The 25,810-nt window shown below is 69.3% G+C and carries 23 protein-coding genes; 12 read left to right on the forward strand and 11 right to left on the reverse strand.

The genetic code is table 11. The features are described from left to right. The first annotated feature begins 11 nt into the window (after positions 1 to 11). Positions 12 to 701 (forward strand): M24 family metallopeptidase, encoded by a 690-nt coding sequence (locus QF027_RS35940; protein ID WP_307079289.1) that lies wholly within the window; start codon positions 12 to 14, stop codon positions 699 to 701. 17 nt (positions 702 to 718) lie between these two features. Here QF027_RS35940 and QF027_RS35945 read toward each other — a convergent pair whose 3' ends face one another. Beyond that, positions 719 to 1,108: a TOBE domain-containing protein gene (locus QF027_RS35945; protein ID WP_307079291.1), complete on the reverse strand. Its 390-nt coding sequence runs from the start codon at positions 1,106 to 1,108 to the stop codon at positions 719 to 721. Positions 1,109 to 1,634: 526 nt separating this feature from the next. Here QF027_RS35945 and QF027_RS35950 point away from each other — a divergent pair. Further along, on the forward strand, positions 1,635 to 1,889 hold the full coding sequence (locus QF027_RS35950) for an acetyl-CoA synthetase (protein WP_306975246.1): 255 nt from the start codon (positions 1,635 to 1,637) through the stop codon (positions 1,887 to 1,889). A gap of 33 nt (positions 1,890 to 1,922) precedes the next feature. Here QF027_RS35950 and QF027_RS35955 read toward each other — a convergent pair whose 3' ends face one another. The 5 genes from QF027_RS35955 to QF027_RS35975 form a co-directional block, all read right to left on the reverse strand. Continuing rightward, positions 1,923 to 4,568, reverse strand: coding sequence for a glycosyl hydrolase (locus QF027_RS35955; protein WP_307079293.1), 2,646 nt, complete (start codon positions 4,566 to 4,568; stop codon positions 1,923 to 1,925). A gap of 420 nt (positions 4,569 to 4,988) precedes the next feature. Further along, positions 4,989 to 5,135 (reverse strand): hypothetical protein, encoded by a 147-nt coding sequence (locus QF027_RS35960; RefSeq protein WP_307079294.1) that lies wholly within the window; start codon positions 5,133 to 5,135, stop codon positions 4,989 to 4,991. Positions 5,136 to 5,425: 290 nt separating this feature from the next. Then, on the reverse strand, positions 5,426 to 5,995 hold the full coding sequence (locus tag QF027_RS35965) for a TetR/AcrR family transcriptional regulator (protein WP_306975242.1): 570 nt from the start codon (positions 5,993 to 5,995) through the stop codon (positions 5,426 to 5,428). Positions 5,996 to 6,004: 9 nt separating this feature from the next. After that, positions 6,005 to 6,283 (reverse strand): hypothetical protein, encoded by a 279-nt coding sequence (locus QF027_RS35970; protein WP_307079296.1) that lies wholly within the window; start codon positions 6,281 to 6,283, stop codon positions 6,005 to 6,007. 49 nt (positions 6,284 to 6,332) lie between these two features. Then, positions 6,333 to 7,832 carry an MFS transporter gene (locus QF027_RS35975; protein WP_307181186.1) on the reverse strand — a complete coding sequence of 500 codons (1,500 nt, stop codon included), beginning with the start codon at positions 7,830 to 7,832 and terminating at the stop codon, positions 6,333 to 6,335. A 97-nt stretch (positions 7,833 to 7,929) separates the two neighbouring features. On the opposite strand from QF027_RS35975, the gene QF027_RS35980 reads away from it, so the two are divergent. Next, on the forward strand, positions 7,930 to 8,322 hold the full coding sequence (locus QF027_RS35980; RefSeq protein ID WP_307079300.1) for a DUF6114 domain-containing protein: 393 nt from the start codon (positions 7,930 to 7,932) through the stop codon (positions 8,320 to 8,322). Between the two features lie 523 nt (positions 8,323 to 8,845). Here the strand turns inward: QF027_RS35980 and QF027_RS35985 are convergent. The 3 genes from QF027_RS35985 to QF027_RS35995 all read right to left on the reverse strand — a co-directional run bounded on the left by QF027_RS35985 (position 8,846) and on the right by QF027_RS35995 (position 11,083). Further along, the gene (locus QF027_RS35985) at positions 8,846 to 9,196 is read right to left on the reverse strand and encodes a hypothetical protein (protein ID WP_306975233.1); all 351 of its coding nucleotides are present in this window, start codon (positions 9,194 to 9,196) and stop codon (positions 8,846 to 8,848) included. Between the two features lie 73 nt (positions 9,197 to 9,269). After that, positions 9,270 to 10,799, reverse strand: coding sequence for a helix-turn-helix domain-containing protein (locus tag QF027_RS35990; RefSeq protein WP_307079302.1), 1,530 nt, complete (start codon positions 10,797 to 10,799; stop codon positions 9,270 to 9,272). 83 nt (positions 10,800 to 10,882) lie between these two features. Further along, complete coding sequence (locus QF027_RS35995) at positions 10,883 to 11,083, reverse strand: DUF4236 domain-containing protein (protein WP_307079303.1); 201 nt, start codon at positions 11,081 to 11,083, stop codon at positions 10,883 to 10,885. 314 nt (positions 11,084 to 11,397) lie between these two features. Here QF027_RS35995 and acnA point away from each other — a divergent pair, with 314 nt between their 5' ends. The 3 genes from acnA to QF027_RS36010 all read left to right on the forward strand — a co-directional run bounded on the left by acnA (position 11,398) and on the right by QF027_RS36010 (position 16,544). Beyond that, a complete protein-coding gene (gene acnA / locus QF027_RS36000) occupies positions 11,398 to 14,115 on the forward strand; it encodes an aconitate hydratase AcnA (RefSeq protein ID WP_307079305.1) in 2,718 nt (905 codons plus the stop codon). Positions 14,116 to 14,250: 135 nt separating this feature from the next. Further along, positions 14,251 to 14,976, forward strand: a complete 726-nt coding sequence (locus QF027_RS36005; protein WP_306975227.1) for a response regulator transcription factor — start codon at positions 14,251 to 14,253, stop codon at positions 14,974 to 14,976. After that, the gene (locus QF027_RS36010) at positions 14,973 to 16,544 is read left to right on the forward strand and encodes a sensor histidine kinase (RefSeq protein WP_307079307.1); all 1,572 of its coding nucleotides are present in this window, start codon (positions 14,973 to 14,975) and stop codon (positions 16,542 to 16,544) included. The genes QF027_RS36005 and QF027_RS36010 overlap by 4 nt, the downstream gene beginning before the upstream one ends. A 29-nt stretch (positions 16,545 to 16,573) precedes the next feature. Here the strand turns inward: QF027_RS36010 and QF027_RS36015 are convergent, their stop codons facing one another. Next, positions 16,574 to 16,711, reverse strand: a complete 138-nt coding sequence (locus QF027_RS36015) for a hypothetical protein (protein ID WP_306975223.1) — start codon at positions 16,709 to 16,711, stop codon at positions 16,574 to 16,576. Positions 16,712 to 17,305: 594 nt separating this feature from the next. Here QF027_RS36015 and QF027_RS36020 point away from each other — a divergent pair. Further along, on the forward strand, positions 17,306 to 17,887 hold the full coding sequence (locus QF027_RS36020) for an HD domain-containing protein (protein WP_307079309.1): 582 nt from the start codon (positions 17,306 to 17,308) through the stop codon (positions 17,885 to 17,887). 196 nt (positions 17,888 to 18,083) lie between these two features. Continuing rightward, the gene (locus QF027_RS36025) at positions 18,084 to 19,148 is read left to right on the forward strand and encodes a lytic polysaccharide monooxygenase (RefSeq protein WP_307079311.1); all 1,065 of its coding nucleotides are present in this window, start codon (positions 18,084 to 18,086) and stop codon (positions 19,146 to 19,148) included. Between the two features lie 339 nt (positions 19,149 to 19,487). Here QF027_RS36025 and QF027_RS36030 read toward each other — a convergent pair whose 3' ends face one another. Beyond that, a complete protein-coding gene (locus QF027_RS36030) occupies positions 19,488 to 20,501 on the reverse strand; it encodes an acetylxylan esterase (RefSeq protein WP_307079313.1) in 1,014 nt (337 codons plus the stop codon). 203 nt (positions 20,502 to 20,704) lie between these two features. On the opposite strand from QF027_RS36030, the gene QF027_RS36035 reads away from it, so the two are divergent. From QF027_RS36035 to QF027_RS36050, 4 genes are read left to right on the forward strand one after another with little or no spacing between them, the layout of a single operon-like run. Further along, the gene (locus QF027_RS36035; protein WP_306975214.1) at positions 20,705 to 21,685 is read left to right on the forward strand and encodes an ABC transporter permease; all 981 of its coding nucleotides are present in this window, start codon (positions 20,705 to 20,707) and stop codon (positions 21,683 to 21,685) included. Further along, a complete protein-coding gene (locus QF027_RS36040; RefSeq protein ID WP_306975212.1) occupies positions 21,679 to 22,551 on the forward strand; it encodes a carbohydrate ABC transporter permease in 873 nt (290 codons plus the stop codon). Before QF027_RS36035 ends, QF027_RS36040 begins: the two co-directional genes overlap by 7 nt. 37 nt (positions 22,552 to 22,588) lie before the next feature. Then, entirely contained in the window at positions 22,589 to 24,244 is a 1,656-nt protein-coding gene (locus tag QF027_RS36045) for an ABC transporter substrate-binding protein (protein ID WP_307079314.1), read from the forward strand. Then, the gene (locus QF027_RS36050; protein WP_307082622.1) at positions 24,244 to 25,755 is read left to right on the forward strand and encodes a GH39 family glycosyl hydrolase; all 1,512 of its coding nucleotides are present in this window, start codon (positions 24,244 to 24,246) and stop codon (positions 25,753 to 25,755) included. Before QF027_RS36045 ends, QF027_RS36050 begins: the two co-directional genes overlap by 1 nt. Positions 25,756 to 25,810 lie beyond the last annotated feature (55 nt).

Genomic DNA, 25,810 nt, shown 5'->3' on the forward strand with positions numbered 1-25,810 from the left:
CGTTCGCCCCCATGGCGGACGACGAACCCACGCGCGCGGCCAGGCTGCTGGACGCTCAGGCGAAGGCCGTTCGACTCTTCGCGGAGATCGAGGAGCGCGGGCTGGTGGCGCCGGGGGAGGGGGAGCGGGCGGTCAGCGACCGGATCCGGGACCTGGCGAACGAGCTGTTCGGCACCACTCGGCACTGGCACAAGCGGATCGTGCGCTCCGGACCGAACACGCTCGAGCCGTACCGGGAGAACCCGCCGGACCGGGTGATCGGCACGGACGACATCGTCTTCGCCGACTTCGGCCCGATCTTCGAGGAGTACGAGGCCGACTTCGGCCGGACCTTCGTCCTCGGCGACGACCCGGTCAAGCACCGCCTCCGCGACGACCTGCCGAAGATCTTCGCCGCGGGCCGGAGCCGCTTCGAGGCCGACCCGGACATCACCGGCGCACGGCTGTACGCCGAGATCGAGCGGCTGGCCGCCACGTCCGGCTGGGAGTTGGGCGGTTGGCACGCGGGCCACCTGGTCGGCGAGTTCCCGCACGAGTGGATCGACGGCGCCGACGTGGAGTCGTACATCGCGCCCGCCAACGGCACCCCACTGCGCCGTACCGACAAAGCCGGAGGCCGCTGCCACTGGATCCTGGAGATCCATCTCGTCGACACACAACGGCAGTTCGGCGGCTTCCACGAGGAACTGCTCACCCTCTGACCCCGCACGACTCCCGCTCAGGCGCGGTCGATGTGCACGTTCGTCGACTTCACGCGGGCCGTGGCCTCCACCCCGACCTCCAGGCCGAGTTCCTCCACGGCCTCCCGCGTCAGCAGGGACACCAGTCGGTGCGGGCCTGCCTGGATCTCCACCTGGGCCGCGACATCGCCCAGCTTCACGGCCGTGACGATGCCGGGAAAGGCGTTGCGGACCGAGGTGTACGAGGTCTCCTCGCCGCCGCTCTTGGCCAACTCCACCGAGAACGCGGCCAGGTCCTTCCCGTCGATGAGGCGGCGTCCGGTCTCGTCCCGATGGGTGGCCACCCGGCCGGCGTCCGCCCACCGCCGCGCGGTGTCCGGGCTCACTCCGAGCAGACGCGCCGCCTGGCCGATCGTGTAGGACTGCATACGCGCCAAGATAGGCGATCAACACCGACGGGACTGCGAGGTCCTGGAACAGGACGACCGGTTCCACGAGGCACGGCGCACCGAGTACCTGCCCGCCGCATCTCGTACGCGATGCGCTTCTGACCACCGACGAGCGGGCCCGAATCCGCGTCGAAGGGGCATGCTGGTGTCCGTACGAGGGCCAGGAGGTGTCGGAATGCGGTGGTGGGCCGGAGTGTGGGCGGTAGCCGGGGCCGCCGTCCTGGTGGCGTGCGGTACGTCGGCGGGAGGGCCTTCGGGGCCTTCGGGAGGCAGCGGCGGTGCGACAGAGCCGTCGGGGGGTACGCCGACTCGCGCGTCCGCCGTTCCGTCCGCGTCCCCGTCCTCGTCCGTGAGCCCGACTGGAGGGAGCCCGTCCGAAAACCCGTCCGGATCGGCCGCCGCGCCGCCTCCGTCGGCGGCGAGCTGTGTCTCCGGGCGTGCGGAGGTCCTCTTCAGCCCGGGTGACGCGGTTGTCCAGCGGCTGTGCCTGCGGCCGGGAGCCGTCGTGTCCCTCGTCCTGGAGCCCCGGACGGACGACAGGCGGTGGACGGCCGTGCTCAGTTCCGCGCCGGCCTTCGTCCTGGCGTCCGGTTGGCGGGTGGACGCGGACGGCACGGCCCGCGCCTCCCTGCGGTGCGCGGGCACCCGGGGCGGTACGGCCCAGGTCACCGCGCGAGCAAAGGCGCCGGACATGGCGGGCGCGGCGCGGGTCGCCTTCACACTGCACGTGGACGTGCTGCCGTACCCGACGCAGGGGTGACCCGGAAGCCGGGCCACCCCTGTCGCGCCGTTGTCAGCCGCAGTCGCGCAGCTTGATCGCGTAGATGCCGCGGCCGTGGGTGGCCGCGTACAGCGTGCTGCCGTCGGGGCTCAGTTTCACCTGGAGCACGGCGACCGCAGGGAGGTTGCCGACGCGCTGCCAGGTCGTACGTCCCGGCGCCCGGTAGACGACGCCGAGGTCGGTGCCCACGGCGAGACCACCGTTCGGCGTGACGACCGCGGAGTCGGCCGGCACGTCGGGGAGGTTCTTCGAGATGTCCTTCCAGGTGGTGCCGCCGTCCTTGGACTCGAAGACGTGACCCACGCCCGCGCCCGGCCCCTCGGTCCACTGCCGGGAGAAGCCGTTGACCGTGAGGTAGACGTGGTCGGCGTTCTTCGGGTCGACGGCGAAGCCGCTGAGGTAGCGGTTGGGTACGGTCCCGTCCACGGGCAGGGCGATGTCGTGCCAGCCGGTGCCGTCCGCGTTGCCGACGGAGATCCCGCGGGTGAAGCCCTGGTTGTTGCAGGGGCCGCACCAGGCCGCGTACACCTTGCCGCCGGAGGTGGCGACGGCGGTCGCGGTGTGTCCTTCGCCGAGGTCGTACAGGCTGGTCCACTCATCGCCGCTGCGGATGGCGTAGCCGTGGGTCTGCACCCACACGTGACGGCCGCCCGCGATCCAGGTCGAGGGGTTCTTGGCGTCGGCCGCGAGCGGGGCGATGAAGCGGGCCTCGCCGGTGGCGTTGTCGGCCGGGGCGACGTTGTACGACGTGGCCTTGGCGGCGTCGTCGATCCAACTGCCGTCGTTGACCGCACAGTTCTGTGTCACCTGGATGGAGAGGTAGACGTACTCCTCCGCGATGTTGCAGCCGTTGGCGGGGTCGGTGAGGGTGTCGCCGCCGTCGCCGCCGAAGTTGGAGCCCATCACCTTGTCGTTGCTGCGCAGGACGGACTGGCCGTTGTCCTGCAGGCCGCCGGTGACGGAGACGCCGCCGTGGTCCAGGTCCTTGCCGATGCCCACCGAGTAGTACTGCAGGGTGTCGATGGTGCCGTCGTTCAGCGAGGTCCAGTCGGTGGCGTGCCCGGAGGTGTCCTGGGAGCCGTTGACCGGCCGCTTGTAGACGCCGCCGTCGTTGCCGACGTACACGAAGCTCTTGCCGTGGTAGCGGCCGATGGCGACGCCGTGCTGGTCGGAGTGGGTGGTCGCGTTGCAGTCGCCGGTCTGCTTGGCCGGGTCGATGCTCCAGCAGGAGAAGCCGAAGTTCCAGTACGGGCCGACGGTCGACCAGGTGCCGCCGCCGTCCTTGGTCTCGTAGACCTCCTCCAGCCCGGCGTAGACATGCTCGGGGTCGGCCGGGTCGACGGTGAGGAACTGGTTGTACCAGGCCTGGACGCCGGGCATGTAGCCGCTGGAGGTCAGCGCCGAGCCGGACGCGGCCAGCCCCTGGTAGTCGGCGATCTTCGTCCACGGCCCGGTCGGCGAACCGGACTTGGAGACGTAGAAGCCCTCAAGACCGCTGTCCGGGTTGGTGTTCAGCTGCTCAGGGGACTGGTCGACGGCGTAGTAGCGGGAGCCGTCGGCGGAGCGGGCGAAGGTGACGTTGCCGACGTTGTCCGGGTCGGCGGGCAGGTCGCCCAGGCCGCTGGTGATCCGGGTCCAGGTGCCGTCCGCGCCCTTGGTGTAGAAGCCGTTGTAGTCGTCACCGCTGCGCCAGCCGACCGCGAGGACGACCTTGTTCGGGTTCTTCGGGTCGATCGCGATGTCGTTGGCGATGTTCTTGTACGGGGCGCTCGGGTCCTTCGCCTGCGAACCGCCCGGCAGATAGTCCGGGTTGGGCGCGAACTCCAGCTTCCAGGCGCCCTTCAGCGTCTTCGTGGAGTGGCTCCACACGCCCCTGCCGGTCGCCGCCCACACCTTGCCGCCGCCGAAGCGCAGCTGGTGGACCGTGGTGCTCTCCAGCTCGTCGCCGCCGACCCGGCTGCGGGAGGAGAACGTACCGTGGTGCGGATCGGTCAGGACGTAGACGCCGCTGCCGAGGTACGCGTCCGCGTTGGTCGTCGCCTCGCCGGTGCCCAGCCACAGCCGCCCGCCCCCGTCGAGCGCGAGCGCGCCCGTGGACTGCGAGGACAGGCCGTCACTGATGGCCTGCCAGTGCCCCCCGCCGGTCCGCGACCGCCACACGCCGCCACCCGCGCTGCCGGCGTACACGTACCCGTCGTCATCGGCGGCCATCGCCGCCATACGGCCCGTCACATTGCCCGAACCGCCACTGGAGTTGGAGTCGATGTCCCGGTAGCGCGCATCGTCCGAGTTGTACGGCAGGTCGGTGACGCCGCGCCAACTGCCGCCGGTGCTCGGCAGATTGGTCAGGCTGCTCCAGGCGGCCCCGTACGCCCCCGGCGCGACGATCCCGGGTGAGGTGCGCGCCTCGGCGTACTGGTCCGCGCCCTCGGCTATCTCGTCGGCCTCGTTGCCGTCGTCGCCGTCCTCGGCCTTCGCCTTGGGGCTCATGGCGCCCACCGAGTCCGCGCGTTCGGCGGCGAGTTGAGCGAGCGCGCGGGCGCCGAAGGGGCTGTTGCTCTGGCCGGACGCGGCGCTTGCGGGTATCGCGACGAGTGCGGCGGATGCGGTGATGGCCCAGGTCGTGAGCCATCGTCTCTTACGGGTCGGTGCTGACACGAGGTCCTCCCAAACAGGCATACGTACGGCCTTCGTTGGGACCCGACCACGGGTGGGAGGAAGTGTCCGGCACTTGGGAAGCCTTTGACCGGGGCCTGTCACTTCGTGTACTGGACGTCGATCGGGGGAGGGATTGGCGGCCAGAGCAGGGCCCGGTCGGCCGACGGTGTCGACGACCGCGATCGGACCGTTGGCGAAGCGGGGACCGAGGGTGCCCGGGGTCGCGCTTCTTGCCGGGTTCCCGGCCCGACAGCGCCTCCCCGGCCGGCCCACCCCGACCGCACCGGTGCGCTCGGCCTCATCGGTGGATTCCTCGTAGCGGTGTGCGGGTGTCCCGGACGGTGGAGACATCGGCGACATGAGCGACATGGGCGGGATGGACCTGGGGGTCGACTCCGCCTCCGCCTCGGCGGACGGGCGTCAGCCGGCCGGCCGGCTGAGCTTGCTGATCTGCTTGTCGAAGGCCCGGGTGGGAACGACACGGTGCGGCGCGCTCGCGGGTCCGGTCACGGAACCGGCGATGCAGCGCAGCGTCGGCCTCGCGTCGGTCGCCGTCGCGACGGTCACGGTGGCGAAGACGGCGTGCGTGTCGCCGTCCTGTGTGCCGCGTGGGGCTTCGCGGTACCTGCGGGGTCCTGGCGAAGGTGGGACGGAGCGCTGTGGTGACGCGCAGCGACCCGGTGCTCCGTCTCGTGGCGGTCGGCTTTCCGTGGTGTCGAAACAAGGGCCCAGCGGGCCCGTGCAGTCCAGGCGGGGCGGGGCAGGGCGGAGCAGGTCAGCGAGCGGGCCTCCGTGCCATGGTGAACGCATGCAGGTGGTTGATCGCGGCAACAGGGCGCGAAACCGTGAGAGTCGCGTCAGTGCAAGCCTGCCGTGTCGAGCAGGGTCGTCACCGTGGGCGCGATGAGCCCGGTCAGGTTGTCGGCCTGGATTCCCGCGCGGGCGCTGGCGCCGTCGAAGACCAGGATGAGCTGACGGGCCAGCAGGTCGGGATCGCTCGCGCCGCCCTGTTCGGCCTCGGAACGGAAAAAGCCGGTCAGGTTCGCCTTGATCCGGTGGGCCACCCGGCTCGCAGGGTGGCTCTGGTCCTTGAGCTCGACCTGAACAGTCAGATACCGGCAGCCCAGAAACTCGGGGGCACCGGCCTGCGACTCCAACTGCTCGAAGACGTGCAGGATCCGCTCGCGGTGTGAACGGCCGTCGTCCGCCGCGGGCAGGAGCCCGGCCACGAAGGCGGCGGCGCGCTCCTCCAGGCTCGCGGCCAGCAGTTCGTCCTTGCTCTCGAACAGCTGGTACATGGAGCGCTTGGACACCCCCGCCGCCTTGCACAGCGCGTCGACGCCGATGCCGACACCATCCCGGTAGGTGAGCCTGGCCGCCGCCTCCAGCAGCCGCTCCCTGGAACTTGACTTCGCCTCGGTGGTCATACGGTGAGGTTAACTCGCTTCCCACCAAATGAAAACTGATCGGTTTACGCCGCTTGCCCCCGGCCAGGCCCACGTCGCCCTGGGGTCGTAGCCGAGGATCGAGCGGATGCCGCCGGTGATCTGCCGCAGTGGTACGAACGCGGCGAAGAGGCGACAGAAGCCCGGCAGTGCCTCGATGGGGTGGGGCGCCTGCAGCCACAGCAGCGGCAGGCGGGCGGCGCTCATCCCCGTGACGGTGATCGCGCCGCCCTGACCCACCTGTCCGTCAGCCTCGGCGCGTTCCGCCAACCACGTGAGTCTGGCGCCGAGTTGACGGAACGTGCCCGCAATGTGCAGCTCAGTGCGCGATGACGGGCTCGCCTTCCGACGGCGCCAGAGGCGCGTTCGGTATCAGGAACGCCGCGAGCACCGCACCGACCACGAAGAACCCGGCGCCCCACGCCAGAGTGGCCGTGTAGCCCTCGACCCCGGCCTGCGCCACGGTCAGCGCGCCGGCCTTGTGCGAGGACAGATAGTCGGCCGCGGCCGATGAGGCGACGGTGGTCAGCAGGGCCGTGCTGATCGAGCCACCCACCTGCTGGCTGGTGTTGATCAGTGCCGAGGCGACGCCCGTGTCCTCGTGGTGCACGCCTGCGGTCGCACCCTGGAACGCGGTGGTCATCACTCCGCCGAGGCCGAGACCCAGCAGGATCATCCCGGGCATGATGTCGGTGGCGTAGCCGCTGTCCAGCGCGAGTCGGGTCAGCAGGGCCATGCCGGTCGCGGCGACGAGGAAGCTCGCGGAGATCACGATCTTCGGACCGACCCTCGGCAGCAACAGCGAAGGCGCCGTGGTCGCCGCGGCGACGATTCCCCCGACCATCGGCAGGAACGCCAGACCGGTCTTGATCGGCGAGTAGCCGATGCCGGCCTCGAGGTAATACGTCAGGAACAGGAAGATCGAAAACATCCCCATGCCCACGACGAACACGGCCACAAACGAACCGCCGCGGGTCAGGTCCCGCACGAGTCGCAGCGGCAGCAGCGGATGCGCGACCCTGGACTCCAGCCACACGAACACGGCGAGCAGCACCACGCCGACGATCATGGAGCCGAGGGTGACCGGGTTGGTCCAACTGGTGGATTCGACGTGCGCGAACCCGTAGACGATGGCGAACAGCGCGGCGCTCACCACGATGGTCCCCGGAATGTCGAGCTTGGGCCGCTCGGTGACCGCAGGCTTGGCCAGTAGCAGCAGCGCGCCGACGAGCGCGACTGCCGCGAAGGCGACGTTCACATACATCACCCAGCGCCACGACGCCCATTCGGTGAGCATGCCGCCGAGCAGCAGTCCGATCGCGCCGCCCGCACCGGACAGCGCACTGAAGATGCCGAAGGCCTTCGCCCTCTCGGACGGTCGGGTGAAGGTCACGCTGAGCAGCGAGAGCGCCGCGGGCGCGAGCAGCGCGGCGAAGAGTCCTTGGGCCACACGTGCCGCGACGAGGACGTCGAAGCTGCCGGCCGCCCCACCGGCGACGGATGCGGCCGCGAAACCGATCAGGCCGATGACGAAGGTGGTACGCCGGCCGAACAGGTCACCGAGTCGCCCGCCGAGCAACAACAGACTGCCGAATGCCAGGGCGTAACCCGTGATGACCCACTGCCGGCTGCCGTCGCTGAAACCGAGGTCGTGTTGCGCGGCGGGCAGCGCGATGTTCACGACGGTCGCATCGAGCGTGACCATGAGCTGTGCCACGCCCAGCACGACGAGCACCCACCAGCGCACGGCGTGTGAGCCGCGGCGGCCCGGGTCTGTTGTCCCGGAGGCGGGCGCCCCACGGTCGTAGGTGGTGGTCATCTTTTCCCTTGTCGCTGGTCATGGTCCGAACACCGGTAGGAAACCGATCTGTTTCCACCTAGGAAAACAGATCGGTTTCCGCGGCGCAAGTGAGCGGGTGGTCTCCCGCCGGGGCCCCCGTCGGACCGGGAGTTGCTGCCCGCTGCCGATCCCGTTCTTCAACCTGTCCCTGGGCGCGCTGTCCGTGGCGATGTCCACCATGGCGAGGGCCGGTTCCCTGGTCATCGGCCTGACCCTGATCGTCCTGGCCGGACTCCTGCGGTTCCAGCCGATCATCAGGTTCTTCGCCGGCTGTGTCGCCGTGGTCCTCGGCGTGCTGTCGCTTCCCCTCTCCAGCTTCGGCGGCTTCTTCGGCGGCACGCTGTTCGCGGCCACGGGCGGGCTCCTGGCCCCCTCCTGGGGCCCGGTGGACGTACGCCCGGTGGAGACGCCCGGCCCCACCGAGGGGGCGTCGGCCGCCGCCGGCCCCGAGGAGAGGGCTGGGGAATGACCGGTCGGCCACACGACATCCGCGACGAGGCCGCAGAACCCCGCCTCGCCGGACCGCCGAGAGGCCGTCACGCCGGCCCCCGTACGTCCGCGCTGACGCGCCTGCGCCTGCCGGTCGGGAGGGCTCTCGCGCTGACCGCGCTGCCGACGGCCCTGATCCTCGGGAGTCAACGCGTGCCCGCCGCCGATACGAGCGCGATCGCGGCTCATTCCGCTTCTGAAGTGGATGAGGCCGCAGGCGCCGACTGCGACCGCCCCGAAGACGCGCCGACGTCGGCGACGGAGGTTCCCGCAAGCCCCGCGCCGTCCGCTGATCCCGGCACGTCGGGCGCCCACTCCGGCGCCGACTCCGCGGGCGGGTCGGACAGGCCGTCGGAGCCCACGGCCGACCCGTCACCGAGCCTCTCTCCAGCGCCCGCTGCCACCCCTTCAGCCGACGCGACCTCCGCCCCCACAAGGCGCGCGGGCATCCTCGCCCCCCTGGGGCTCCTCGACGACGGGGCCGAGCAGCAGAGTCCGGATCTTCACGCAAGCCCCTCGCCCAGCTCGGTCACCCCGACACCCGAGGCCACCGCACCGTCCGACCCGCTGCTGCCCACGACTCCGGCTCCACCTGCCGGCCACCGGGCTGCCGAGCCGTCGCTCCCACCGGAGTCCACGTCCGGGACCGCCAGGGGGGCCGCCCGCCCCTGCGCGACCTCAAGGCCCCCGAGGAGGCGAGTGCCGGCCGCTTCTCCGCCGAGCCGTGGAAGATGAAGGGGAGCCGCCTCGACACGATCGGGAACCTTGGCCTCAGGCTCCGACTCGGCCTGGACGACGCGGACATCGACCAGGCCGGACAGACAGGCGGACAGCTCGTCATCCCGGGGATCCACGGGTACGGCACCCCACGGTGAGGCCGACCGCGAAGCTGCTCGTGGCGACGTACGGCATCGTCGGACGGGCGGGTCAGATGTCCCGGAAGATCTCGATCTGCGCCCCCACCGAGTTGAGCCGCTCGGCCAGGTCCTCGTAACCGCGGTTGATGACATAGACGTTGCGCAGCACGGACGTGCCGTCGGCCGCCATCATCGCCAGCAGGACGACCACGGCGGGGCGCAGGGCCGGCGGGCACATCATCTCGGCGGCACGCCAGCGGGTCGGGCCCTCCACCAGCACCCGGTGCGGGTCGAGGAGTTGGAGGCGCCCGCCCAACCGGTTCAGATCCGTCAGGTAGATCGCCCGGTTGTCGTAGACCCAGTCGTGGATGAGGGTCTGACCCTGCGCGGCCGCCGCGATGGCCGCGAAGAACGGGACGTTGTCGATGTTCAGGCCGGGGAACGGCATCGGGTGGATCTTGTCGATCGGCGCTTCCAGTTTGGAGGGCCGGACCGTGAGGTCGACCAGCCGGGTACGGCCGTTGTCCGCGAAGTACTCAGGCGTACGGTCGTGGTCGAGCCCCATCTCCTCAAGGACCGCGAGCTCGATCTCCAGGAACTCGATGGGCACCCGGCGCACGGTCAGCTCGGACTCCGTCACCACGGCCGCGGCCAGCAGGCTCATCGCCTCGACCGGGTCCTCGGAGGGGGAGTAGTCGACGTCCACGTCGATGTGCGGTACGCCGTGCACGGTGAGCGTGGTGGTGCCGATGCCCTCGACCTTCACTCCCAGGGCCTCCAGGAAGAAGCACAGGTCCTGGACCATGTAGTTGGAGGAAGCGTTGCGGATGACGGTGACGCCGTCGTGGCGGGCGGCCGCGAGCAGCGCGTTCTCCGTCACGGTGTCGCCGCGCTCGGTCAGCACGATCGGACGGCCGGGGCGGACCGACCGGTCCACGCGCGCGTGGTACTGGCCCTCGGTCGCCGCGACGTCCAGACCGAACCGGCGCAGCGCGATCATGTGCGGCTCGATGGTCCGGGTGCCGAGGTCGCAGCCGCCGGCGTAGGGCAGCTTGAAGCTGTCCATACGGTGCAGCAGCGGACCGAGGAACATGATGATGGAGCGGGTGCGGACGGCGGCCTCGGCGTCGATGGCGTCCATGTTCAGCTCGGTCGGCGGCACGAGTTCGAGGTCGACTCCGTCGTTGATCCAGCGGGTGCGGACCCCGATGGAGCTCAGCACCTCCAGGAGGCGGTAGACCTCCTCGATGCGGGCGACCCTGCGCAGCACCGTGCGCCCCTTGTTGAGGAGCGAGGCGCAGAGCAGGGCCACACACGCGTTCTTGCTCGTCTTGACGTCGATCGCGCCGGACAGCCGCCGACCGCCGACCACGCGCAGGTGCATGGGGCCCGCGTAGCCCAGAGAGACGATTTCGCTGTCCAGTGCTTCACCGATACGGGCGATCATCTCAAGGCTGATGTTTTGGTTGCCGCGCTCGATGCGATTGACGGCGCTCTGACTGGTGCCGAGCGCCTCGGCAAGCTGCGACTGTGTCCAGCCCCGGTGCTGCCGGGCGTCACGGATGAGCTTGCCGATGCGTACGAGGTAGTCGTCTGCCATGAGCTTGAGGCTATCTCAGATATGAGATGGCGCATTCCGGGGAGTGCATTCGGGTGAGGGACCTCCGCGGGCCGGAGGGAGCCTCAGTGGCGCTTGGCGGTACGGGTGCGGCGCCACCCGAAAGGTCCGGGCAGATCCATCGATGTCGTACGACGTCCCGTGCTGTTGTGTGTGTGCCGCGGGCCGTGCTTGCCGCCGCCGGTGGTGATGGACCAGGAGTGCCGGTTGATGTTCAGCCGCACGCCGGGCAGGATCCGGAAGCTCTTGCGGAACGTGAGGCCCATATGGGTCTCCCCTCGGGTCGGTCTGGTGCTCCCAACTCCCTCCGCCTACCCCGACTTGGCGAACTGATGACCGCGACCGCGCCGACCCGGGGACCGTGGCGGCGGACATCACAGGGAAGTCGGGCATGACCATCCCGGCCTCATGTACTAGAGTTATCTCGACATCGAGATATCTGCCGAGGCGTACCGCAGTCGCACGCTTTCGCTGGGTCTGGCAGTAAGGCGTACCTAACTTAGCCTTACCTTAGCAGATCGGCCAAGACGGCGTGGCGGCAGGATGCGGTGGTAAGCGCACAAAAATGAAGGAGACTGTCGTGTCGGCGAACAGCTTCGACGCCCGCGCCACGCTGAGCGTGGGCGACGAGTCGTACGAGATCTTCCGGCTGGACAAGGTGGAGGGCTCGGCCCGCCTGCCGTACAGCCTCAAGGTTCTCCTGGAGAACCTGCTCCGTACCGAGGACGGCGCGAACATCACCGCCGACCACATCCGCGCGCTCGGCGGCTGGGACTCGAAGGCCCAGCCGTCGCAGGAGATCCAGTTCACGCCGGCCCGCGTGATCATGCAGGACTTCACCGGCGTGCCCTGTGTCGTGGACCTCGCCACCATGCGTGAGGCCGTCAAGGAGCTCGGCGGCGACCCGGCGAAGGTCAACCCGCTCTCCCCGGCCGAGCTGGTCATCGACCACTCCGTCATCGCCGACAAGTTCGGCACGAACGAGGCCTTCGCGCAGAACGTCGAGCTGGAGTACGGCCGCAACCGCGAGCGCTACCAGTTCCTGCGCTGGGGCCAGACCGCGTTCGACGACTTCAAGGTCGTCCCGCCCGGCACCGGCATCGTCCACCAGGTGAACATCGAGCACCTGGCCCGTACGGTCATGGTCCGCAACGGTCAGGCCTACCCCGACACGCTGGTCGGCACCGACTCGCACACCACCATGGTCAACGGCCTCGGTGTGCTGGGCTGGGGCGTCGGCGGCATCGAGGCCGAGGCCGCGATGCTCGGCCAGCCGGTCTCCATGCTCATCCCGCGCGTCGTCGGCTTCAAGCTGACCGGTGAGCTCACCCCCGGCACCACCGCCACCGACCTCGTGCTGACCATCACCGAGATGCTCCGCAAGCACGGCGTGGTCGGCAAGTTCGTCGAGTTCTACGGCGAGGGCGTCGCCGCCACCTCCCTCGCGAACCGCGCCACCATCGGCAACATGTCGCCGGAGTTCGGCTCGACCGCCGCGATCTTCCCGATCGACGACGAGACCATCAAGTACCTCAAGCTCACCGGCCGCTCCGAGCAGCAGCTCGCGCTCGTCGAGGCGTACGCCAAGGAGCAGGGTCTCTGGCTGGACCCGAAGGCCGAGCCGGACTTCTCCGAGAAGCTGGAGCTCGACCTCTCCACGGTCGTCCCCTCCATCGCCGGCCCCAAGCGCCCGCAGGACCGCATCGTCCTCGCGAACGCCGCCGAGCAGTTCAAGCAGGACGTCCGCAACTACGTCGACGACGTGGACGAGGCCGGTCAGGAGTCCTTCCCGGCCTCCGACGCCCCGGCCGTCGCCCCGAACGGCGCTCCGTCCAACCCGGTCACCGTGACCGCCCCCGACGGTTCGACCTACGAGATCGACCACGGCGCGGTGACGGTCGCGGCCATCACCTCCTGCACCAACACCTCGAACCCGTACGTCATGGTCGCCGCCGCGCTCGTCGCGAAGAAGGCCGTGGAGAAGGGCCTGACCCGCAAGCCGTGGGTCAAGACCACCCTCGCCCCGGGCTCCAAGGTCGTCACCGACTACTTCGACAAGGCCGGGCTCACCCCCTACCTCGACAAGGTCGGCTTCAACCTCGTCGGCTACGGCTGCACCACCTGCATCGGCAACTCCGGCCCGCTGCCGGAGGAGGTCTCCAAGGCCGTCAACGACCACGACCTCGCGGTCACCGCGGTCCTGTCCGGCAACCGGAACTTCGAGGGCCGGATCAACCCCGACGTCAAGATGAACTACCTGGCCTCCCCGCCGCTGGTCGTCGCGTACGCCCTCGCGGGCTCCATGAAGGTGGACATCACGCGCGAGGCCCTGGGCGTCGACCAGGACGGCAACCCGGTCCACCTCAAGGACATCTGGCCCTCCGAGGCCGAGGTCAACGACGTCGTGGCGAACGCCATCGGCGAGGACATGTTCAACAAGTCCTACGCCGACGTCTTCGCGGGCGACGCCCAGTGGCAGGCGCTGCCGATCCCGACCGGCAACACCTTCGAGTGGGACCCGCAGTCGACGTACGTCCGCAAGCCCCCGTACTTCGAGGGCATGACGATGGAGACCACCCCGGTCTCCGACATCACCGGCGCCCGCGTGCTCGCCAAGCTGGGCGACTCGGTGACCACGGACCACATCTCGCCCGCCGGTGCCATCAAGGCCGACACCCCGGCCGGCAAGTACCTCACCGAGCACGGTGTGGAGCGTCGTGACTTCAACAGCTACGGCTCGCGCCGCGGCAACCACGAGGTCATGATCCGCGGCACGTTCGCCAACATCCGCCTGCGCAACCAGATCGCGCCGGGCACGGAAGGCGGCTACACCCGCGACTTCACCCAGGCCGACGCCCCGGTGTCGTTCATCTACGACGCCTCGCGCAACTACATCGAGCAGGGCATCCCGCTGGCCATCCTGGCCGGCAAGGAGTACGGCTCCGGCTCGTCCCGCGACTGGGCCGCCAAGGGCACCGCGCTCCTCGGCGTCAAGGCCGTCATCGCCGAGTCGTACGAGCGCATCCACCGCTCGAACCTCATCGGCATGGGTGTCCTGCCGCTGCAGTTCCCGGAGGGCGCGAGCGCCGAGTCCCTCGGCCTGACCGGCGAGGAGACCTTCTCCTTCACCGGTGTCGAGGAGCTCAACAACGGCACCACGCCGCGCACGGTCAAGGTCACCACCGACACGGGCGTCGAGTTCGACGCGGTCGTCCGCATCGACACCCCCGGTGAGGCCGACTACTACCGCAACGGCGGCATCATGCAGTACGTGCTGCGCAGCCTGATCCGCAAGTAAGTCCTTTCGGGCGCCTGAGGGCCGCACCCCCGGTGACGGGGGTGCGGCCCTTCGCCGTACCCCGCCGCCGCAGGTCATCACCCACCCTCAGGTGGAACACAGGATTCCCTCAGCCCACGGGGACACGATCGGTACATGACTGGCACCTCCGGGTCCCGAACCGGCCGAGCAAGAGTGCTCATCGTCGACGACGAGCCCGCACTCAACGAAGTGCTGTCCGTCGCCGTCACCGAGGCGGGCTGGCGTCCCTATACGGCGCTCGACGGGCGCAGCGCACTGAGTACGGCGCGCGGCTGCGCACCGCACGCCGTGGTGCTCGACGGGATGCTGCCCGACCTGGACGGCCTCCAGGTGCTGCGCCGGCTGCGCCAGGAGAACCCGAAGCTGCCCGTCCTCATGCTCACCGCCCGCGATGCCCTCGAACACCGCCTCGACGGCCTGGAGGCAGGCGCCGACGACTACGTCACCAAGCCCTTCTCCCTGGAGGAGGTCGTGCTGCGGCTGCGCGGACTGCTGCGCCGGGCCGCGTCCCGGGACGGCCGCACCGACGACTCCGTCCACGTGCTCGGCGACCTCGTCATGACCGGGGACACCCGCGAAGTGCGCCGGGCGGGTGTGCCCGTCCAGCTCACGGCGAAGGAGTTCGACCTGCTCGGTCTGCTGCTCGGCCATCCACGCCAGGTGCTCAGCAAGGCGCAGATCCTCGACCACGTCTGGAGCAGCTCCTTCGACGGCGGCGGCAATCTCGTCGAGGTCTACATCTCCAGTCTGCGCAGGAAGATCGACAAGGGACGGGCACCGATGATCCACACCGTGCGTGGCCTCGGGTACGCCATCAGGGCCGCGGAGGACGGGAGATGAGCCGGCGCCCGAAAGCGAGGACGCGCACCCGGTCCATCCGTACCCGCCTGCTCGTCTTCGTCACTGCCACCCTGGTCGTCGTCTGTGTCGCGATGGGCCTGATCACCACGCTCTTCCAGCACGCCTATCTGATGGGCAACCTGGACGACCGCGTCCTCGACACCGCCGAACGGGCCCTGGGAGGAGCCTCGTTGCACGAGAACCTCCAGGACGATCTGACGTTCCTGAGGGAGAGCGGGCAGCCCGCCGGAATGCTCGCCGCCCGGCTCGACGAGGACGGCGCCATCGTCTCCGCGGCCGTCGTCGTCCAGGACGCCCCCAACCAGAACCTCGGCACCGACCAGCGCGCCGCCCTGGCCGGGGTGCGGGCCGACGGCGCGATGCACACCCGGACCGTGCCCGGCCTCGGCACCTATCGGGTCACCGTCCTCGTGGACGGAGGCGTCCGGATCCTCGCCGGCCTGCCCATGGACGACGTCCAGGACATGATCAGCGGACTCGTGATGATCGAGACAGGCGTCGCCGTGGCCGGGCTCGTCGCCGCCGGCTGCGTCTGCACGGTGGTCATACGACGGCAGCTGCGCCCCCTCGGCCGGGTCGCCGCCACCGCCGTCGAGGTGTCCCGCGCCCCGCTCGGACACGGCGAGGTCACCGGCCTGACCCGGGTGCCGGAAGGGGACACCGACCCCGACAGCGAGGCCGGCCAGGTCGGCGCCGCGCTCAACCATCTGCTCGACCACGTGGAGTCCTCCCTCGCCGAACGGCAGCGCAGCGAGGAGCGCATGCGGCGGTTCCTCGCCGACGCCAGCCACGAACTCCGTACGCCCCTCGCCTCGATCGCCGGATACGCCGAGCTGATGAACCACGGCACCGACCGGATCGAGCCGGTGCTGGCCTGGCGCCGGGTCTCGGCGGAGTCGGCGCGGATGACGGGTCTGGTGGAGGACCTGCTCCTGCTCGCCCGCCTCGACGAGGGCCGCCCCCTTCAGTCCCGCGAGGTCGACCTGGCGGCGCTGGTCGCGGAGGCGGTGTGGGATGCGCGGGCGGCAGCCGGCGGCCATGACTGGCAGCTCGAACTGAGCCCGGACGCCCCGGCGTTGGTCACCGGCGACGAGGCGCGCCTGCACCAGGTGGTGGCCAACCTGCTGTCCAACGCGAGGATGCACACGCCGGCGGGCACGAGGGTGGTGGCGTCGGTGGAGTCGACGGACGAGCGCTGCGTGATCCGAGTCCGCGACAACGGCCCGGGCATCCCGCCCGCCCTCCTCCCCACGGTCTTCGAACGCTTCACCCGAGCGGACACGTCCCGCTCACGGGCTGACGCCAGATCCGGCGGCTCGGGCCTGGGCCTGGCCATCGCGGCGGCGATCACGGCCGCCCACGGAGGCCGCATCCGGGTCGAAAGCACCCCCGGCCGATCGGAGTTCACGATCGAACTCCCGACGGCCACGGCGGCCGGCTTGGAGGAGCGAGCGGTCGCAGGAAATCCGGCCTCGGTGTCATGCTCACAGGGGCGCGGCAAACTGCGCGAGAAACCCCCGCGACTCGCGGAGCCGACCGTCCGGTGAGGGCGCGCGCCGGCCGCGCGAGCGCAGCTCTAAGGTGTCGGCATCCCGAACAGCAGGACGGTCACCACTGTGGTCACCGGAATGGCGAGTGCCACTGCCAGCCCGGCGAGACAGCCCCAGACGGTCAGTCGAACACTGGTTCTCGCGTAGTCATCGCTCTTCGGCACGCCCATATCCAACAGTGAGAGGCACCGACTCGCTACCTGCAGAGGCACGCAGCCCCGGCACTTCAGGTGAAAGCGCAGGGCGCAGCCACTCATCGAGGGCTGCGATCAGTGCGGTCGCTTCCTGGCGAACGGCGAGCCTGTCATACCTGGCAGACCTGCGCTCGTACCGGTTGCGGCGGGAGTCATACGCCGTGTCGGCCCGGCATCCGGTCAGACTGGTTGCGGGGTCGTTCGCGTCCGGGCCGGGACATGCGGGCCAGGGTGCGCCCGTCCCGGTCCGCCACCGTATGCCGTCCATCGGCCGGCGCCAGGTCCACTGGCCATGCGTCAGATCACCACGTCCCACGGCACGAGATCATCAACGAACAAGATCTGCTTTTGCCACCGGCTCTTGTCCGATCCCGCGGAGAGGCTGAGCGGGCCATAGGACCGAGACTGCCGTCGGGGCCGGCCGGCTTTGGGCGCAAGCCCCCGATGGGACCCGACCAAGCCCCACCACCGCGACTCCCGCCCATCCGACCGCTCCCGAGAGGTCCCCCCAGCCACCACCCTGCGCCGCCCCCGACTTCCGGCCTCCGCCCCTACCCTTACCGCGTGACCACCCCCGAACTCCTCCACCGCGCCCTCCACGACCCGGGCCCCCGCCCCCTCCCCGAAGATGCGGCTCACCTCCTCCGGACCCTCGACGCCCCGCCCCGTCTGGCGGCCCACCTGAGGCTGGTGCACGACGTGGCGTACGAGCTCACGGAGTGGCTGGCGCGACAGCATCCCACGCTCCACCTCGACCGCGACGCCGTCCTGTTCGGCGCCGCCACGCACGACATAGGCAAGACCGCGCACGCCTCCGAACTCTCCGGCCCGGGCTCCGCACACGAGAAGGCCGGCCAGGACCTCCTCCTGGCCCACGGCGTCCCCCCGCACCTGGCCCGCTTCGCCGCCACCCACGCGACCTGGACCCTCCCGGACATCGGCCTCGAAGACCTGCTGGTCGCCGTCGCCGACAAGATCTGGAAGAACAAACGGGTCCCCGAACTGGAGGATCTCGTGGTCAGGAGGCTCGCCGGGGCGAGCGGGCGGACGGTGTGGGAGGAGTTCATGGAGTTCGACGACGCGCTGACGACCGTAGGAGAAGACGCGCAGGAGCGGCTGGCCTTCCAGGCGGCCTACCCGGTGTGACCGGCGCCCGCGCATGATCGTACAGATGGAGGAGCGCCAACTGTTTACAGTCGCTCCGGTTCGCGCTAACTTCCGCAACACGTGGGGTGGGAGCGCTCCCATTCGGACGGACCGGAACCCGCCCGCATGCCGCCCCCACCCCACGGCATCCACACACCCGCAACGGCCCGTACCTCAAGGAACGGACTGGACTGTCATGATCCTGACAAAGTTATCGAGGGTGACCCGCCCCAGAGCCCTCTTCCTGGTCCTCGTCTCCCTGCTCGCCACCCTCCCCGCCCTCAGCCTCGTCCTCACGACCGGCGGCAAGGCCGAGGCCCACGGCACCCCGATGAAGCCCGCCAGCCGCACCTTCCTGTGCTGGCAGGACGGGCTGACCGACACCGGTGAGATCAAGCCGGTCAACCCGGCCTGCAGGAACGCGCAGGCGGTCAGCGGCACCACACCGTTCTACAACTGGTTCTCCGTGCTCCGCTCGGACGGCGCCGGCCGCACCCGCGGCTTCGTGCCGGACGGCGAGCTGTGCAGCGGAGGCAACACCAACTTCACCGGCTTCAACGCCGCCCGCGACGACTGGCCGCTCACCCACCTCACCTCGGGCAAGACGGTCGACTTCTCCTACAACGCCTGGGCCGCGCACCCGGGTTGGTTCTACGTCTACGTCACCAAGGACGGCTTCGACCCGAAGAAGACCCTCACCTGGGACGACATGGAGGCCCAGCCGTTCCTCAGCGTCGACCACCCGCCGCTCAACGGCAGCCCGGGCACGGTCGAGGCCAACTACTCCTGGACGGGGCAGCTTCCGGCGAACAAGTCCGGCCGCCACATCATCTACATGGTCTGGCAGCGTTCGGACAGCGCGGAGACCTTCTATTCCTGCTCCGACGTCGTCTTCGACGGCGGCAACGGCGAGGTCACCGGCATCCACGAACCCGGCAACCCGACCGAACCGGTACCCGGCACCTGCACGGCCACCCGTAAGACCACGGGCAGTTGGAGCGGCGGCTACCAGTCCGAGGTGACCGTCACCAACTCCGGCGACGTCCCGATGCTGGGCTGGATGGTCGACTGGACCCTGCCGATCGGGCAGAAGGTCGACAGTCTCTGGAACGGCAACGCCACCTACACCGGCGAGGACGTGATGGTCCACAACGCCAACTGGAACGGCTCGCTCAGTCCGGGGCAGAGTACGACGTTCGGTTACGTCGTCACCGGCTCCGGAGGTGACACGGCCACGACGCTTCCCTGCCGGGTCGGCTGAGTCACCGTCAGAACGTGCTCGAACCTTCCGCTCAGGGCGGACCCGGTGGGGCTGTGCGCCACCGGGTCCGCGAGCCGTGCCGGCGCAGGGGGTGGTGGCCGACACGGATGATGCATGGCTTGGGACGACGCGACGCGCGACAACGTTGTCGAGTGGTCTGTACATGACTCTACCGCGTCAACGGACAACGATGTCAAATCAGTTGGGGCCATTGGCGGGACCGCCCGGGTGACCCCCTCGCGCGCTCCTTCGGCCGTACGCGGTCTTCCATGATCAAGGCACCGCAAGGGAGGAGCGTCGCCGGCGTGAAGCTGCCGGACAACACGGACCTGCACGTGTTCACCCTGGCTGTGGGTTGACCGGGCCTGGCTCCAACACCTCGCCGAGCCAGTCGAGTTGGCGCCGCACCTGCACCGCGTCGCCTCCCTCGTGGCCGTTGTACGGATAGGCGTGGATCTCCTTGCGAGGGTCCACACCGGTCAGCTCGCCGTAGCGGTTGAAGGCCGCGTACGCCCCGCTCGGCGGGCACACCGTGTCGCGCAGGCCGACCCCGAAGTGGGCCGGGGCGGCGGCGCGCCGTGCGAAGGAGACGCCCTCCATGTACGCGAGGGTGCGGTACGCGGCCTCCTGTGCGCCCCGGTGCACGGAGAGGTACGTGCTGATCTCGCCGTACGGGCTCGCGTCGGTCAGATCCAGGGCCCGTCGGATGCCGCACAGGAAAGGCGCGGTGACCAGGACCGCCGCCAGGTCCGGCACCAGTCCCGCGACGGCCAGCGCCAGCCCGCCGCCCTGGCTGTTGCCGACGGCCGCGACGCGGGACGCGTCCACTCCCGGAAGGGCGCGCACCGCGGCCACCGCGCGCACCGCGTCCGTGATCAGCCGCCGGTAGTGGTAGTCACGGGGGTCGAGCAGGCCGCGGGCCGCCGGTCCCGGGCCGCCCGGTGCCGAGGCGTGCGGGTCGGGGGTGGCCCCGCCGTTGCCGTACTGGTCACCCTGCCCGCGGTTGTCCATCAGCAGATGCGCGTACCCGGCGTTCACCCAGGTCAGCCGCTCGTGCGGCAGGCCGCGCCCGCGGCCGTAACCGGCGTACTCGACGACCGCCGGCAGGGGCTCGCCCACCCCGGCCGGTCTGCTGTACCAGGCGCGCACCGGATCGCCGGCGAAGCCCCGGAGGGTGACGTCCCAGGTCTGCGTCAGCCGCAGCCCGCTCTCCGCCGGGCGCACCGACACCAACACATCCGTCTGCGCCGCCTCTTTGACGGTGTCACGCCAGAACCCGTCGAAGTCCGGGGGCTCCTGGACATCGGGACGGTACCGCTCCAGCTCCCTCGTCGGCAGGTCGAACGCAGGCACAGGACACCTCGCATGAGTCGGTCCAACCAGTGAAACTTGCGGACTGGGCTGGGGCTTGGTCTCTCTGTCCTACCCCACTCCTGCCCCAGGTATCTCACGTCTGACCCATTGACAGCGCTTTCTTCGTGCCTCTAAGTTGCCGCGCAGTTACCGGTAACAGCTCGAAAGTTTCGGTTCCGTGCCTCCGTCTGAGAGGACCGAGCATGAGCACATCCGTCAAGTCGGCCTCTCCACCACCCGGCATCGAAGAACCGTCCGGAGCGGTCGCCCGCCCGGCGCCGCGCAGCGGATGGCGCCGGGCCCTGCGCCGCGACTGGCAGCTGTACTCGCTGGCGGTCCTGCCGCTGCTGTTCTTCCTGGTCTTCCGCTATCTGCCGATGATCGGCAACGTGATCGCGTTCCGGCGCTTCGAGCCCGGGGGCTCGATGTTCGGCGAGGACTGGGTGGGGCTGCGCTATGTGCGCATGTTCCTCAGCGACCCGACCTTCTGGCAGGTGTTCCGCAACACCCTGTGGCTCGGCGGGCTCACGCTCGTGTTCTGCTTCCCGATCCCGATCGTCCTCGCCCTGCTGCTGAACGAGGTGCGCCGACGCTCCCTGAAGCGGTTCGTGCAGTCGGTGTCGTACCTCCCGCACTTCCTGTCGATCGTGATCGTCGCGGGCCTCACCCTGCAGATGCTCGCCACGGACGGCCCGGTCAACCACGCCCTCGGCCGGCTCGGCCACGACGAGATCCGCTTCATCCAGGAACCCGGCTGGTTCCGCACGATCTACGTCGGCTCGGAGATCTGGCAGACCGCGGGCTGGGGCACGATCCTCTATCTCGCCGCACTCACCACCATCGACGAGGACCTGTACGAGGCCGCGCGCATCGACGGCGCCAATCGCTGGCGGCAGATCTGGCACGTCACCCTGCCCGGCATCCGCCCCACCATGGTCACGTTGCTGATCCTCAACGTCGGCACCTTCATGGCGGTCGGCTTCGAGAAGGTCCTGCTCCTGTACAACCCGCTGACCTACCCGACCGCCGACGTGATCTCGACGTATGTGTACCGGGCGGGCGTGGAATCCAACAGCTTCAGCTACGCCGCCGCCATCGGGCTGTTCGAGGCGGTCATCGGCCTGGTCCTGATCACCACCGCCAACACGCTCTCGCGCCGCACAGTGGGGACCAGCCTGTGGTGAAGCCGAGCCGTTCCTACCGGGTCTTCCAGGGCGTCAACGGGGTGATCCTCACCCTCGTCGTGCTGGTGACCCTCTACCCCTTCGTCAACATCCTCGCCCGGTCCTTCAGCGGCGAGCGGCAGATCCGGGCCGGAGAAGTGGCCCTGTGGCCCAAGGGGTTCAACCTCACCACGTACCGGATCGTGTTCCAGGACTCGATGTTCTGGCGGAACTACGGCAACACCGTGTTCTACACCGTCGTGTCGACGGTCGTGGCCATGGTCCTGACGACCTGTTACGCCTACGTCCTGTCGAAGAAGCACCTCAGAGGGCGCGGGCTGCTCGTCGGCATCGCCGTGTTCACGATGTTCTTCACCGGCGGTCTGATCCCGAACTACCTCCTGGTCACCCACCTCGGGCTGAAGAACAGCGTCTGGGCCATCGCGCTGCCCAACGCGATCAGCGTTTTCAACCTGCTGGTGATGAAGGCCTTCTTCGAGAGCCTGCCGACCGAGCTGGAGGAGGCCGCGCAGATCGACGGCCTGAGCACCTACGGCATCCTGCTCAGGATCGTGCTGCCGCTGTCCAAGGCGGTGGTGGCGACCATGGTGCTCTTCTACACGGTGTCCTTCTGGAACTCCTGGTTCAGCGCGTTCCTCTACATGGACCACTCCGACCTGATGCCGGTCACCGTCTATCTGCGCAATCTCATCGCGGGCGCCACCGGCGGCGGCAACGCGGGCGCCGGAACCGCGGAGCTCAGCCAGGTCGGCGCCAGCATCCAGGCGGTCACGATCGTGCTCACCGCGCTGCCGATCATCTGCGTGTACCCGTTCGTCCAGCGTTTCTTCGTCTCGGGCGTGATGCTCGGCGCGGTCAAGGGCTGACAGTCCATCAATGTACTTACGGAACAAGGGAGTATCCGTGGAGAACACCGGACAGCTGTCACGGCGTCAGATCCTGGCCGCCGCGGGATTCATCGGCCTCGCCAGCCTCACCGGCTGCGGCGGTGGAGAGGACGGAGGCGACTCCAAGGACCTTTCCAAGAAGCAGAACGGGGCGATGAAGGAGTACCGGGCCGGGCAGCAGTTCAAGGCCACCAAGGCGCTGTCCTTCTCCCTTCTGCACAACGACAACCCGGTCTACCCCCTCAAGAACACCTGGCTGTTCTGGAAGGAGGTCACCAAGCGCACCGGCGTCACCATCAAGCCCCTCGACGTCCCGCTGGCCGACTACGAGAAGAAGCGCAGCGTCCTCATCGGCGCGGGTGACGCACCCTTCCTGATCCCGAAGACGTACCACCCCGCGGAGGTGGCGTTCGTGTCCTCCGGCGCGATCCTCCCGGTCAGCGAGTACGTCGACCTGATGCCCAACTTCCGGGACAAGGTGAAGAAGTGGCACCTGGAGCCGGAACTCGACTCCATCCGCCAGTCCGACGGCAAGTACTACCTGCTGCCCGGCCTGCACGAGAGGCCCCGGTCCGGCTACTCGCTGTCCTTCCGCACGGACATCCTCGACAAGCACGGACTGACCCTGCCCACGACCTGGGACGAGGTGTACGACGTCCTCAAGGCACTCAAGGCGGAGTACCCCGACAAGTACCCGTGGACCGACCGCTGGAGCACCAACACCCCGTTCCCGTGCGGCGCGTTGTTCAGTTACCTCGGCCAGGCGTACGGCGTCAAAGCGGGCTGGACCTACGACAATCTCAGCTTCGACACCAAGGCGCAGAAGTTCGTCTTCACCGCGACCCAGGACGCCTACCGGCAGATGATCGAGTACCTGAGAAAGATCGTCGCCGAGAAGCTGCTGGACCCCGAGAGCTTCACCCAGCAGGACGACCAGGCCGTGCAGAAGCTGCTGGCCGAGAAGTCCTACGTGATCAGCGCCAATCCGCAGGAGCTGGTGCAGAACTACCGCTACAACCTGAACAAGCAGGTCAAGGGCTCGAAGATCGAGATGGTCCCGGTGCCCCTCGGCCCGGCCGGCCCGGTCCTGCTGAGCGGCATCCGGCTGGAGAACGGGGTCATGATCTCCAGCAAGGCCCTCAAGAGCGCCGACTTCGTCGCGATGATGCAGTTCGTGGACTGGCTCTGGTACTCCGACGAGGGCCAGAAGTTCTGCAAGTGGGGCGTGGAGGGCGTCACCTACACCGAGTCCGGCGGAACGTACACGCTGAAGCCCGGGATCTCACTGATGGGCTCCGACCCGGACGCCCCGAAGGACCTCCAGAAGGACTACGGCTTCTTCAACGGCGTGTTCACCTACGGCGGCAGCTGGGAGCTGGTGTCCTCCAACTTCAGCCCGGACGAGAAGAAGTTCCAGGACGTCATGTCCCAGCGCAAGGGACTGCCCGTCGACCCGGCCCACCCGCTGCAGTCCTTCGAGCAGGAACAGGCGACCCTCTGGGACACCCCGCTCAAGGACCACGCCATCCAGAACACCCTCCAGTTCGTGCTCGGCAAGCGCCCGATGTCCGAATGGGGCGCGTTCGTCGCCGAGTTGAAGGCGAAGAACATGCAGCAACTCCTCGACCTGCACAACAAGGCGCACGACCGGTTCAAGAAGGAGAACGGGTGATCTTCCGCGTCCCCGCCGAGCCGTCCGGCCCCCTGTCCGACGCCTGGCGGCACTGCGTCGGTACCGGCCGGATCGAACTCGCCCTGCGCCGCGACTACCAGGACTCCCTGAAGCTGCTCCAGCGCGAGATCGGCTTCCGGTACATCCGGGGACACGGACTGCTGAGCGACGGCATGGGCGTGTACCGGCCGTACGAGTGGCAGGGCACCCGCCGCGTCCGGCACTCCTTCACGTACGTCGACCAGGTCGTCGACGCCTACCTGGAACTCGGCATCCGGCCCTTCCTCGAACTCGGCTTCATGCCCACGGAGTTGGCGTCGGGGGAGCAGACCGTGTTCTGGTGGCACGGGAACGTCACCCCGCCCCGGTCCGAGAAGGAGTGGGCCGACCTGGTCCGGGCGACACTCAGGCATCTCATCGACCGCTACGGCCTCGACGAGGTACGCACCTGGCCCATCGAGGTGTGGAACGAGCCCAACCTGCCCGACTTCTGGGAAGGCGCGGACGAAAAGGCGTATCACCGCCTCTACGAGGTGACGGCGGGCGTGGTGAAGGACGTCGACCCGGATCTCCAGGTCGGCGGCCCCGCGATCTCGCCGGCCGCGGACGAGTGGCTGGACCACTTCGCCCAGTTCGCCGCACAGCGCGACGTCCCGGTCGACTTCGTGTCGAAGCACGCCTACACCTCCGGTCCCGCGCAGCATGTCCCCTTCGGCACCCACCAGACCCTGGCACCGGCCCAGGACCTTCTGGACCAGTTCGCCACGCCCCGCGAGCGTCTGAAGGGCACCCGGCTGGCTGAACTCCCCGTCCACATAACGGAGTTCAACTCCTCCTACCGCCCCGACAACCCGGTCCACGACACCGCCTTCCACGCGGCGTACCTGGCACCGGTCCTCGCACGCGGCGGCGACCACGTCGACTCCTTCTCGTACTGGACCTTCAGCGACATGTTCGAGGAGGCAGGGCCTCCCACGGCTCTCTTCCACGGCGGCTTCGGTCTGCTCACCCACCGACAGGTGAAGAAGCCGACGTACCACCTGTACGCCTTCATGGCCCGCATGGGCCCCGACCTGCTCACCCGGGGCGCCGACCACCTGGTCACCCGGCACCCCGACGGCCGGGTGACCGTCCTCGCCTGGGCGCCGGTCGACGCGAGCGGCCGGACACCCGGGCCGTCCGGGCACCGGCTGCGCCTGTCCGTGCCGGTGCGGGGTGCGCGGGAGGCGTTCGTACGGCGGTCCGTGGTCGACGAGGAGCACGGCAACGCCCGCACGGCCTGGCAGCGGATGGGCAGCCCGCGCTCACCCGGCCCGCACCAGCTCGACGTACTCCACGAAGCCGCCGAGCCCGGCCGGCAGCACCTGCGGCTGCCGGTGGAGGACGACCGGACCGTACTGGACCTGACGCTGGCCCGCCACGAGATCACGCTCGTGGAGGTGACCCCGGTCGTGGAGGAGGCACCGGAGTGGTGGGACGAACGCCGACTGCTGGGGACGGAGGCGCAGTGAGCGAGGTGAGCGGACTGACCGAGGTGAGCAGAGCGAGCCGAGTGCGGCGCAACCC

Origin of the sequence: Streptomyces canus (genome assembly GCF_030816965.1) — a bacterium.
Classification (GTDB): domain Bacteria; phylum Actinomycetota; class Actinomycetes; order Streptomycetales; family Streptomycetaceae; genus Streptomyces; species Streptomyces canus_E.